This is a genomic window from Amycolatopsis sp. NPDC051128 (assembly GCF_040682715.1).
Classification (GTDB): Bacteria; Actinomycetota; Actinomycetes; order Mycobacteriales; family Pseudonocardiaceae; genus Amycolatopsis.
This window is the reverse complement of record NZ_JBFBBN010000030.1, coordinates 103,940-115,274: the sequence shown is the minus strand read 5'-3', so window position 1 is coordinate 115,274 and position 11,335 is coordinate 103,940. Positions and strand designations below refer to the sequence as shown.

The following is an 11,335-nucleotide window of genomic DNA, read 5'->3' as shown; positions in this document are numbered from 1 at the left end:
TGGATCCAGGCGGCCGACGCCTTCCGAGACGGCGCCAATGCGCTCGTGCCTTACGTATCGACGTTGGAGTGGGCACAGACACAGGCCGTCGAGGCATTGAGGGACTCAGAGTCCCTCAATGCGACATTCACGGACTTTGAACCAGGACCTCGAGGACGCCGGCGAAGCGCTGGACCAGCGTGTCCAGCACGACGTGGCCCTTCGCCGCACTGGCCAGCGAAGGACGGCCGACCACTCCCGATTCCGTGTACGCCCGCAGGCCCAGCGTCAGCAGGTGTTCCCGGTCGGTGACGTGGTCGGCCGTCTCGTAGCCCGGCCGGACCAGGTGCGGGTGGGCGTGCAGCAGGATCGACGTCTCCAGCTCGCCCGCGTGCATGTCGTCGTCCAGCGACGTCCGCAGCCCGGCCGCCGTGTGCGCCGCCTGCCAGTCGGCGACGCCGGGGAACAGCGCCATCGGCCGGGCCGCTTCCTGGACCACATTGGACAGTACGTAGTTGCCGCCGTGCCCGTTGACCAGCACGAGCCGATCGACGCCGGACGCGCTGAGGGAGTCCGCGACGTCGGTGACCACGGCGTGCAGCGTGCGCGCGGAGATGCTCACCGTGCCCGCCCACCCCGCGTGCTCGTGCGAACACGAGATCGTGACCGGCGGCAGGTGGAGCACCGGGAACGCGTCCGCGACGGCCTTCGCGATCGTGGCCGCGATGACCGTGTCGGTCGCCAGCGGCAGGTGCGCGCCGTGCTGTTCGAAGCTGCCGATCGGCAGGACCGCCACCGACGCGGCCCGCTGCCGCTCGTCGTCGGTCGTCGCGAGCGGGAACAGGTCGGTCATCGCGCGCCCCTTCACTAGGTTGGTGCCATGAGCGAGCATGCCGCACTACTGGACGTCGCGCGCGAAGCCGTGGCGAAGGCGACGGAAATCGTCAGGTCGCGCCCGAGTTTTTCCGTTTCCGCGAAAGGCGATCGCGACCTGGTGACCGACGTCGACATGGCCGTCGAGGACGCGCTGCGGGAGTTCCTCGCCGCCGAGACGCCGGAGATCGGCGTCCTCGGCGAGGAGCGCGGCCGCAGCGGTGACGGCGGCGGCCGCTGGTGGGCCCTCGACCCGATCGACGGGACCGCCAACTTCGCCCGCGGAATTCCGCTCTGCGGTATTTCCCTGGCTTTGGTGGACGGCGCGCACAGCACGGTCGCCGCGATCGCACTGCCGCACCTCGGCGTCACGTACACCGCCGCGCGCGGCGAAGGTGCCTTCGCGGACGGAGAGCGGATCGGCGCGTCGGCCGCGACGGAGCTGTCGGACGCGATGATCGCCGTCGGCGACTTCGCGATCGGGGAGCTCGCCGACGAGAAGAACCACGCCCGGCTCCTGCTGCTGTCGGACCTCGGCGCGCGGGCGCAGAAGATCAGGATGTACGGCAGCGCGGCGATCGACCTCGCCTGGGTGGCGGACGGAAAGCTCGACGCCGCACTGATCCTGGCCAACAAACCGTGGGACACGATGGCCGGCGTGCTGCTCGTGCGCGAGGCCGGCGGCGTCGTCGTCGACCGCGACGGCAGCGAGCACACGGTCGGTTCTTCGGCGACGATCGCCGTCGGCGCCGGGCTGCGCAAGGAGATTGTGGACGCACTTGATCGTGCGTACGGGGTTGTTCGTTAGGATTCCCGGGTACACCGTGGGCGGCGCCACAGCGCGCGTTTGCGCTGTCCGCGCAAGGTTTTCGGTTACGTTGGTACCGGTCGGCCGCGCACGCTGGCAAGCTGACCGGATCTCGTGGGCCACTTCGGAGAATGGTGGATGCTCGTGGAAAGTCGCCGGATCCGCGATCGGTACCGGCTGCTCGAGCCGATCGGCGGCGGCGCGATGGGCACGGTGTGGCGGGCCCAGGACGAACGCCTCGACCGCACCGTGGCGATCAAGGAACTCCTGCTGCCGCACGATCACGACGAGCACCGCACCGAAGAGGCGAAGAACCGCGCCATGCGCGAAGCGCGGATCGCCGCGCGGCTGCAGCATTCCCACGCGATCACGGTGTTCGCCGTCCTCGAAGAGGAGGACCGGCCGTGGTTGATCATGGAATACCTGCCGTCGAAGAGTTTGGCCTTCATGCTCGGCGAGGAGCCGGCCACGGTCGACGACGCCATCCGCGTCGGCGCGCAGATCAGCTCGGCGCTGGCCGGCGCGCACCGCGTCGGGATCGTGCACCGCGACGTGAAGCCGGCCAACATCCTGGTCGCCGAGGACGGCACGGCGAAGATCACCGACTTCGGCATCTCCCGCGCGATCGGTGACGTCAAGCTCACCGCCACCGGGGAGATCGCCGGCACGCCCGCGTACCTCGCGCCCGAGGTCGCCCGTGGGGAGGACGCCAGCTTCGCCGCGGACGTCTTCTCGCTCGGCGCCACGCTGTACGCGGCCGTCGAGGGACAGCCGCCGTACGGCACCGCGGACAACCCGATCGCCTTGCTCTACAAGGCGTCCAGCGGAGAGATCGAACCACCGGTCAAGGCGGGCAGGCTGACACCGCTGCTGCTGCGGATGCTGGCCTCCGAGCCGGCCGACCGTCCGTCGATGGACGAGGTCGAGCAGGAGCTGCGCGCGTTGCTCCCGGACGACGAGCCGGGGGAGTCGGTGCTCGCGGCGACGCTCCCGGAAACCGAACCCGCTGCGGTGCCGACCGTGCCGGCCACGGTCGCCGTGCCCCCGGTCGGGGAGGTCACCGCGGTGTCGCCGGGCGCGCGCAAGGGCCTGATCGCCGTCGGGGCGGGCGCGGCGCTGCTGTGCGTCGCGGTCGTCGTCGCGATCCTGCTGGTCGTGCGGCAGAAAGCTCCGCAGGACAACGCCGGTGCGCTGCCCTCGCCGGCTCCGTCGGCTTCGGCTTCGGCTTCGGTGACCCCGTCGCCGACCCCGACGTCGCCGCCGTCCTCCTCGTCCAGCGCCCCGTCGGCTTCGGCCCCGGTGACCTCGCCGCCGGTCTCGCCGGTGTCCGCGACGACGACCGCGGCCGCCGCGCTCGAGGCCTACTACCGGTTGCTCCCGAACAACACGGTGGCGGCGTGGAATCTGCTCACGCCCCACTTCAAGGCGTCCCGCAGCCAGACGTACGAGTCGTACAAGAGCTTCTGGGGGCGGTACAAGTCGGTGACTGCCGACGGAGTGAAGGAGATCGGGCCCGGCCGGGTCACGGCGCGTGTTCTCTACGACGGTGGCAAGCCCGAGACCGACACCTTCACCATGGTCCAGGTGAACGGCGTTTGGATGATTGACGCGCAGGGCTGAACCGACTCGCCTCCGGCCGCGTGTTGACGTATGAGCCGTCACCGCCGTCGATCCACGCTGGAGGTAGCCGTGTCCGTTTCCGAAGCCGACCTGCTCCGGCGCGTGCGATGAGGCCCGCCGACCCGATGGTGTTCATCCTCCCGGCGGCCCCGCCGGGCAGCGACACCTACGACAAGCGGATGTGCCAGAACCTGCCCGCCGTCGGCCAGCCGGTGCTGGAGCTGCCGATCGCCGGCGAGTGGCCGGAGCCCGACGCGACGGCGCGACGGCGGCTGGCGAGATCCCTCGCCGCGCTGCCCGACCGGACCGTGGTGCTGCTCGACGGCGTGATCGCCTCGGGTGTGCCCGAGATCGTCGTCCCGCACGCGCGGCGGTTGCGCCTGGCCGTGCTGGTGCACCAGGCCCTCGCCGACGAACCCGGCCTCGACCCGGCGCACGCCGCGGAGCTGGACGCGTGCGAGCGCGAAACGCTGCGGATGGCCGGTATGGTCGTCGCGACCAGCCCGTGGCTCGCCCGGCTGCTGATCGACCGCCACGACCTCGACCCCGGCCGCGTCTACGTCGCCAAGCCCGGCACCGACGCGGCGCCGCTCGCGGCCGGCGCCGACGGGGTGTCCCGGCTGCTGTGCGTCGGCGACGTCACCCGCCGCAACGGCCACGACCTGCTGGTCCAGGCCCTCGGCGAGGTCGACCACCTGGCACTGTCCTGCGTCTTCGTCGGCTCGCTGGAGGCGGACCCGGGGTACGTCGACGAGCTCGGCTGGTCGATCGAGCGGCTCGGCCTCGGCGGCCGGATCACGCTCGCCGGCGACGCGGTCGACCTCGGCGCCGCCTACAACGCCGCGGACCTGCTGGTCATCCCGGCGCGCGCGGCGACGTCCGGCATGTTCGTCGCGCAGGCGCTGGCCCGGGGCATCCCGGTGCTGGCCACCGAGGTCGGCGGAGTCTACGACGCACTCGGCGTCGACGCCGACGGCGAAATGCCCGGCGTGCTGGTCGAGCCGAACGACGCGTTCGCCCTGGCCGACGCGCTGCACCGCTGGTACGCCGACCCCGAGCTGCGGCGGTCACTGCGCACCGCGGCGCTGGGCCGGGGCAGCGCGCTGGAGGAGTGGGAAGTCGCCGCGCGCCGGCTCACCCAGGCGCTGTCGAGGCTGGCGTCCGAGCCTCGCATCGTCGCCTGACGGCCTTGCCCGGGTGCTGAGATTCCACGAACCTGGCGCCATGTCGTTCAAGCGGTCGGGGACCAACCACCTGCTCGAGTTCGATCGAGGCTTGCTCGAGATCGCCGGCCGTGAGGCGGACCGGCCGCTACGGGAATCACTTCTCGGGTTCCGCGACCTTGTCGTGAACGCGATGGACTGGTGTAACACTCGCAAGAAAAGGTTTCGTCGCCGCGCGTCGATCGTCCGGGTAGCGGCGCTGGTGCTCACCGCGGCCTCAACCGTGGTGCTCGGGATCCAGGAGATTCCCGCTCGCGCTTCCCTCGCGCTGCCCATGGTCGCGCTGGTTACTGTGCTCGGTGGGCTGGAAACGTTCTTCAACTGGCGCTCGCGCTGGGTGCTGATGGAGGAAACGCGATATCAGCTGAACCAGCTACGTGACGAAGTGGACTACTACATCGTGACGACACCGACAGCTGAGTTGAGCCGCGAGCGGCTCGATGAGTTCTTTCATCGGCACCAGGTCGTCTGGGCTGACTCGAGCCGCAGATGGCTCGAGTTCCGCAGACACGACCGCCCGCCGCAGCCGGAGATCCGCTCCACGCCTTGACCAATTCCTTTCGCCGCCCGCGTCACCCTCCGCGACGCCCCGGAGGTCGACGAACCCACCGAGCCCGAGCAGCGCGAACTCCTCGACCGCCAGATGAGCGCGGTCATGAGCTTGGGCCTCGCGGCGGCCTGGTACCGCGGTGAGCCGTTCGGGGTCGCGGTGCTGACACCCGGCCGTGATTTCACGGTGCGCCGCCTTCGCCCAGCGCGATCTTGCCGGTCCGGCGATACCGGGTGGCCGGGTTCCGCACATTCTCTTCCGTCGCTTCCACGAGGCCCTCGCTTCGGAGGATGCGAAGCCAGTGCGCCACGGTCTGGTCGGTGAGACCGGTGGCTGCCGCCAGCTCGACCCGTGCTGGTGAGCCTGCGGTCCCCGTCCCCGACCCGGACGAAGCTGCCTTGGGTCATGCCGGCGCCGCGGCTGAAGCAAGGCTTGCGGTTCGGTGGCAGCTCCGGGATCTCGGCGACCAGGACCCTCGTGCCTTCGAAGTCGTGAATGCCGATGTGCGGCCGGACCGGAGGTTCGAGGTCGGCAGCACACATGGCGGCCAGGTCGGACGACATCTTCGCCGGATCGGAGAGGCCGGTCGCGGCGAACTCCGCTCCCTAGTCCAGGCCGAGGATCAGGGTGCCACCTCGTGTGTTGGCGAAGGCCACGAGTGGGGTAGCAGACGCGTACTCGATGTAGTCACGCCAGGGTGAGCGCGTAGATCTCCACTCGCGGGTCATCCGGCAGGCTGACCGACTGCAGCGTCTTCCCGCCGTCGAGCGCGGCCGAGATTCCGAACAGCCGGACCGGCGGCCCGTCCACGCCGCTGCCCGCCTTGATCCGGTGCGGCATCTCGAGCACGACCGGACTACCCGGCCCCGCCCAGTCGCCGAACGTCGCCGCGAGGTCGGTGCTGGTGCCGTCCGTGTAGTGCGCGGTCAGCGTCGTCGACACCGGTCCGTTGTGCGACGCTCCGACCAGCCGCATCGCCGTGTGCTGCCCGGCCGGGAGCAGGAGCGACTGTCCGCGTGCCTCGACGAAGTTCGCCGCGGTGCCCGAAGCGTCCGGTGCCGCGTAGGTGACGCCGTCCCAGACCACCGGTCCGGCCGGGGGCAGCAACGCCGCGTCGTAGCTCCAGCCGCCGCCGTCGAAATCGCCCTCCGACGATGCCGCCACTGTGGCCGTGCCGTCGTGGTCGCGGTCGCGGCCCAGGTCGACCGCGCACTGCGCGCCGGCCGAAACGCACGCGCTGGGCGTCCGGACCTCGACCGTCACCGACCTCGTCACCGTGTTCGCGCCCAGCCCGGCCACCTTGACCTGTACCGGATACTTCCCGAGCGCCGTGCCCGCCGGCACGGTCACCGTGATCGGCACCGTCTTCTGCGACGGCGACCGCCCCGACCAGATCAGCTGGATCGGCTGGACCTGCGCCTTCCACCCCGAAGGCGTGGTCGCGGAGATCGTCACCGGCTGCAGCGCCGGGTTCTGCGCGAGGACGTCCAGGTCGAGGTGCACCTGCTGAGCCGCGCCCGCGGGGATCACGACCGACGTCTGCCGCAGCGACGCGTCGACATGCCGCCGCGGGTCGCCAAGAGCGTTGTTCACCGACGGCGGCTCACTGGCAGTTCCCCACGAAGAGGGCTTCGAACCCAGCTTGTGGGCGAGGGTCCCGCCGTGGGCCAGCGACGACCAGTCCAGCGAGGTTTGCCGGACCCCGCGGCCGTTGAGCGACACGCTCTGGACGTACCGGTTCGTGTCACTCGCACCCGGCGCCGACACCGTGAGCGTCCCGCCCTGCGCCGAGCCGTACTGTCCGATCCGGACGGTCGCCGACTCGAACTGCGGGCTCGACAGCGCGAGGAAGTTCGCGCCGCTCATCGTCGGGTACAGCCCGAGCGACGAGAAGACGTACCAGGCCGACATCGTGCCGAGATCGTCGTTGCCGGTCATGCCGTCGGGGCCGGTGGTGAACAGCGTCATCGCCGCGCGGACGACGGTCGCGGTCTTGGCCGGCGCGCCCGCCCACAGGTACATGTACGGCGCGAGCAGGTCAGGCTCGTTGTTCGGGTTGTACGTCGGCTTGCCGTAGTAGTCGTACGGGCTGGCGATCCAGTCCTTCCGCGCGGTGCCCGCCGGGTCCTTCAAAAGGTTGTCGTACGCGAAGAAGGAGTCGAGCCGCTGCTCCGTCGCCGGCTTGCCGCCCATCAGCGAGACGAGCCCGGCCGGGTCCTGCGGCACGAGCCACTGGTACTGGTAGGCGCCGCCTTCGTGGAACTGGTGGCCGGCGTCGACCGGGTTGTACGGCGTGAGGAAGGTGCCCTCGGTGGTGCGTGGCCGGAACTGCCGGATCGAGGAATCCCACAAGTTGCGGTACCACTGGCCGCGGTCGGCGAACATCCGCGCGTCGGCCTGGTGCCCGAGCCCGCGAGCCATCAGCGCGAGCGCCGCGTCGGCCGCCGAGTACTCCATGGTCGCGGACGCCGGGTGCTCGCAGTCGTTGTCGCCGCCCTTGGCCGCGCAGTCCTTGCCGAGTTCCAGACCACTGGGCAGGTAGCCGCGGTCGTTGTAGTAGCCGACGCCGGAGCGGCCGTTGTACGGCGAATCGGCGGGCGGCGTGCTCGTCGCGTTCTTCTTGAGCAGGGCGTACGCCTCTTCTTCGTGCCCGGCGAGCAGGCCCTTCGACCACGCTTCGACGAGGAACGGCGTCACCGGGTCGCCGGTCATGATGTTGGTTTCGCTCTCCGCCAGCGCCCAGCGTGGCAGCCACCCGCCGTCACGGCCGGTCGCCACGACCGACAACGCGACGTCTCGCGCGGCCTGCGGTTCGAGCATTTCCAGCAGCTGGTTCTGCGGCCGGTAGGTGTCCCACAGCGAGAAGTTCTGGTACGGCGTGTAGCCGCTCGCGGTGTGCACCTTGCCGTCGAAGCCGGTGTACGCGCCGTCGGTGTCGCCGGCCAGGTTCGGGTGCAGCTGCGCGTGGTAGAGCGCGGTGTAGAACGCCGTCTGCCGCTCGGTGGTGCCGCCGGCGATCTTGATCGCGCCGAGCCGGTCGGCCCACTGCTGGTGCAGCGCGGCGCGGGTGGCGTCGAAGTCGTAGCCGGACGTCTCCGCCGCCAGGTTCTTCCGGGCGCCGTCGAGCCCGGTGTAGGACAGGCCGACCTTGAGCACGACGTCGTGGTCGGTGCTCGCGTCGAAGCTCGCCCAGGCGCCGTTGTTCCCGGTGCCCGCGGCGTCGCGGCTGCCCGCGCTGCGCGTCGAACCGCGCCAGGTGCCGAACGAGCTGAACGGCCGGTCGAAGGTGACGGTGAAGTAGACGGTGTGCTCGTCGTGCCCGGCGCAGAACCCGCCGGCGCGGACGCGGCCTTCGAGGGTCCGGTCGCCGACGACGTGGATTTCGGAGTCCTTGACGGACTGGTTCGCCTGGCCGGTGTTGAACAGGACGTTCGCGGCGCCGGTCGACGGGAACGTGTAGCGCTGCCAGCCGGTGCGCGCGGTCGCCGTCAGCTCGGCGTCGATGCCGTACTTCTTCAGGCCGACGCGGTAGTAGCCGGGTTCGGCGTGCTCGTCGTCGTGGCGGTACTCGGACCGGTAGGCGTTCTTGTCAACGTTGTCCACGGCCCCGGTGGTCGGCATGATCGGCAGCTCGCCCATCACGCCGCAGCCGACGCCGGACAGGTGCGTCTGGCTGAAGCCGTAGATCGCGTTCTGCAGGTAGTCGTACCCGCCCTGCCCGCCGGTGTCCGGGCTGACCTGCACCATCCCGAACGGCGCGCTCGCGCCGGGGAACGTGTTGCCGAAGTTCTGCGTGCCGACGAACGGGTTGACCAGGGAAACCGGGTCGACCGGCGCGGCGGCGTGCGCGGTGGCCTGGGTCGTGGCGGCGACCACGAGCCCGACCGCCGCGGCCGCGACCAGCCGTCTGCTTTGCGACCCCATGGGTGCTCCTCCCAGATGACAACGTTGTCAGAAGTGGATCGGGGACCGGATCGGTCAGCAGCCTCTCACCTCGGCGGCCGTTTGAGAAGGCGGCAACCAGGTCAAGCCGTTGTCATGTCCCTCTCGGGCATTGCGGAGGCGGTGGCGAGCAGCGCGGCGATGCTCGGCTTGTTCTCGTCGCGCCGCCGCCAGGTCATGGTGACCTCGGCCGTCTCCCCGGCGAGGGGAACGGCGACCGCGCCGCGGTGCTCGACGATGGCGGGCACGATCCCGCAGCCCATCCCGGCGGCCACGCACCGCCCCAGGGCGGCGAGACTCCCGACCTCGGCCTCGATGACGGGCCCGTCGATCCGGTCCAGCATCTCCCGGAAACCGCACCCACGCGGAGTGGCGAGGAAGCCGACGCCGCGGAGATCGCCGGGCCGGATCTCTTCCTTGTCCGCCAACGGATGTCCCGGCGGAGCGATGACGACGAGCCGCTCTTCGCCGAGCGTCGCACTGGCGAACGCGGGATCGTCCGGCGCGGCGCCGAAGGTGAAGCAAACGTCCATTTCGGACTGTTTCACGGCGCGGTACAGCTCGCCGCGGCCGCCTTCCTCGAGGCTCAGCCGCACCCGCGGCCATCGGGCCCGGTAGGCGCTGAAGATCGGGGGAACCCAGTGCGCGCACAGGGTTTCGAGCGCTCCGATGGTGAGGTTGCCGTCGGGTTCACCGCGTTCGCCGTCGACGGCGGCCTTCGCTTCTTCGACGAGCGAGAGCACTTGGCCGGCGTAACCGACGAGCCGTTCCCCGGCCGCGGTGAGCGTGAGCCGCCGGGCGGTGCGGTCGAAGAGCTTCGACCCCAGTTCCGCTTCCAGCGCCTGGATTTGCTCGGTGACGCTGGATTGGGCGTAGTGCAGCTCGGCGGCGGCGCGGGTGAAGTTGAGCGTCCGCGCGACGACGCGGAAGGTGCGCAGGTGGCGCAGTTCCATGAGGGCCCCCATCGGTGTTCCCGATACCGGCCATCGTAACTCCCTGCTTCCGTCGCTGTCACCCAGCGTCCAGGGTTTCCGGTGTGACAAGACTTCTGACGGGCCTCTCCCTCGGCTACTTCCTGGTCATGCTGGACACGACGATCGTGACGGTGGCGCTGCCGTCCCTGTCGTCTTCGTTGCCGGACCAGCAGTGGATTTCCAACGGCTACACCCTGACGTTCGCGGCGTTCCTCTTGACGGCGGGCGCGTGGTCCGACCGTTTCGGCGCTCGCCGGGTGTTCTTCGCCGGGCTGGTTTCGTTCGCGGGCCTTTCGCTGCTGTCGGCGCTGGCTTTCTCCACGCCGATGCTGATCGCCCTTCGGGCCTTGCTGGGCGTCGCCGGAGCGTTGCTGGTGCCTTCGTCGTTGTCCCTGATCGCGGCGGCCTACCCGGTCGCTTCGGCGCGGGCGAAAGCGATGGGGGTGTGGGCGGCGGTGAGCGGAACGGGCCTGGTGGCGGGCCCCCTGCTCGGCGGCGTGCTGACGGAGGCGTTCGGCTGGCGGGCGATCTTCGTGGTGAACGTCCCGGTGGCCGTGGTCGCCCTGGCGCTGGCCCGCTCGGCGCCGGCTACCCCACCCAAGCCGCGTCGTGCCGACGTGCTCGGCCAGGTCGCCGCGGTGGTCGCTTTGTCGACATTGACATACGCCCTGGTCCAAGGCGTTCCCTGGGTGCTGCCGGTGGCCGCGGTCGCGGCCGTGGTGTTCGTGGCGTCGCAGCGCCGTCCCGATGCGATGCTCCCGTCGCGCCTTCTCTCCTGGGGCCTGCTGTCGGGCGCGATCGTGAACTTCGGGCTGTCGGGTGTCCTGTTCGTGCTGTCGTTGTACTTCCAGGAAACCCGGGGCTACCCACCGTCGTCGACGGGGTTGGCGTTTCTCCCGCTGACGATCCCGACGGCGTTCAACCCCATCATCACCGGCCGCCTGGTCGCGCGGATCGGCCCCCGGGTCCCGGCGGTTTCCGGCTTTCTGCTGATGTCCGCGGGCACGCTGGTCCAGGCGTTCTCGCCGCCGGTGGTGGTCTCGATGCTCGGGCTGGCGCTGCTGGGTTTCGGGGTTTCCCTGGCGATCCCGTCGCTGCTGACCGCGGTGGTCGGTTCGGCCCCACCAGAACTGGCGGGCGTCGCCGGGGGAGCGTTGAACGCCGCGCGTCAGACGGGCGCCGTCCTGGGCGTGGCCCTGCTCGGTGTGCTCGTGTCGGGCACGTCGGCGGCGTTCGCGTTGGCGGCTGCCGCCGTGGTGCTGCTGATCGGGGCCGCGACAGCCGGCCTGGAGCCACGCAAGGCGGCCGCGAACCTCGCGCCCAGATCCTGAAGGACTGGCCGCGGACGAGGAAACGCGTGGCGCGA

General features: G+C 70.6%; 8 protein-coding genes and 1 pseudogene. 6 read left to right on the top strand and 3 right to left on the bottom strand.

The window, feature by feature from the left end; all coding sequences use genetic code 11:
• Nucleotides 1-3: 3 nt before the first annotated feature.
• Nucleotides 4-93, top strand: a pseudogene (locus tag AB0M82_RS27710) (hypothetical protein); the annotation flags it as partial.
• Nucleotides 94-127: 34 nt separating this feature from the next.
• Here the strand turns inward: AB0M82_RS27710 and AB0M82_RS27705 are convergent.
• On the bottom strand, nt 128-832 hold the full coding sequence (locus AB0M82_RS27705; RefSeq protein WP_364727610.1) for a creatininase family protein: 705 nt from the start codon (nt 830-832) through the stop codon (nt 128-130).
• Between the two features lie 27 nt (nt 833-859).
• Between AB0M82_RS27705 and AB0M82_RS27700 the strand changes: the two genes are divergently transcribed.
• The 4 genes from AB0M82_RS27700 (at nt 860) to AB0M82_RS27685 (ending at nt 5,053) form a co-directional block, all read left to right on the top strand.
• The gene (locus tag AB0M82_RS27700; RefSeq protein ID WP_364727607.1) at nt 860-1,660 is read left to right on the top strand and encodes an inositol monophosphatase family protein; all 801 of its coding nucleotides are present in this window, start codon (nt 860-862) and stop codon (nt 1,658-1,660) included.
• Between the two features lie 138 nt (nt 1,661-1,798).
• Entirely contained in the window at nt 1,799-3,280 is a 1,482-nt protein-coding gene (locus AB0M82_RS27695; RefSeq protein ID WP_364727605.1) for a serine/threonine-protein kinase, read from the top strand.
• 125 nt (nt 3,281-3,405) lie between these two features.
• On the top strand, nt 3,406-4,464 hold the full coding sequence (locus AB0M82_RS27690) for a glycosyltransferase (RefSeq protein WP_364727623.1): 1,059 nt from the start codon (nt 3,406-3,408) through the stop codon (nt 4,462-4,464).
• A 40-nt stretch (nt 4,465-4,504) separates the two neighbouring features.
• The gene (locus AB0M82_RS27685) at nt 4,505-5,053 is read left to right on the top strand and encodes a DUF4231 domain-containing protein (RefSeq protein ID WP_364727603.1); all 549 of its coding nucleotides are present in this window, start codon (nt 4,505-4,507) and stop codon (nt 5,051-5,053) included.
• Nucleotides 5,054-5,740: 687 nt separating this feature from the next.
• On the opposite strand, the gene AB0M82_RS27680 is transcribed toward AB0M82_RS27685, so the two are convergent.
• Nucleotides 5,741-8,977 (bottom strand): GH92 family glycosyl hydrolase, encoded by a 3,237-nt coding sequence (locus AB0M82_RS27680; RefSeq protein ID WP_364727600.1) that lies wholly within the window; start codon nt 8,975-8,977, stop codon nt 5,741-5,743.
• Between the two features lie 101 nt (nt 8,978-9,078).
• Nucleotides 9,079-9,960, bottom strand: coding sequence for a LysR family transcriptional regulator (locus AB0M82_RS27675; RefSeq protein ID WP_364727597.1), 882 nt, complete (start codon nt 9,958-9,960; stop codon nt 9,079-9,081).
• Between the two features lie 71 nt (nt 9,961-10,031).
• On the opposite strand from AB0M82_RS27675, the gene AB0M82_RS27670 reads away from it, so the two are divergent.
• Nucleotides 10,032-11,300 (top strand): MFS transporter, encoded by a 1,269-nt coding sequence (locus AB0M82_RS27670; RefSeq protein WP_364727594.1) that lies wholly within the window; start codon nt 10,032-10,034, stop codon nt 11,298-11,300.
• The last annotated feature ends 35 nt before the right edge of the window (nt 11,301-11,335 follow it).

Bases quoted from the DNA above. Each gene is read 5' to 3' on its own strand.
- AB0M82_RS27705 (WP_364727610.1), bottom strand. From the start codon at position 832: ATGACCGACCTGTTCCCGCTCGCGACGACCGACGACGAGCGGCAGCGG.
- AB0M82_RS27685 (WP_364727603.1), top strand. From the start codon at position 4,505: ATGTCGTTCAAGCGGTCGGGGACCAACCACCTGCTCGAGTTCGATCGA.
- AB0M82_RS27700 (WP_364727607.1), top strand. From the start codon at position 860: ATGAGCGAGCATGCCGCACTACTGGACGTCGCGCGCGAAGCCGTGGCG.
- AB0M82_RS27695 (WP_364727605.1), top strand. From the start codon at position 1,799: ATGCTCGTGGAAAGTCGCCGGATCCGCGATCGGTACCGGCTGCTCGAG.
- AB0M82_RS27690 (WP_364727623.1), top strand. From the start codon at position 3,406: ATGGTGTTCATCCTCCCGGCGGCCCCGCCGGGCAGCGACACCTACGAC.
- AB0M82_RS27675 (WP_364727597.1), bottom strand. From the start codon at position 9,960: ATGGGGGCCCTCATGGAACTGCGCCACCTGCGCACCTTCCGCGTCGTC.
- AB0M82_RS27680 (WP_364727600.1), bottom strand. From the start codon at position 8,977: ATGGGGTCGCAAAGCAGACGGCTGGTCGCGGCCGCGGCGGTCGGGCTC.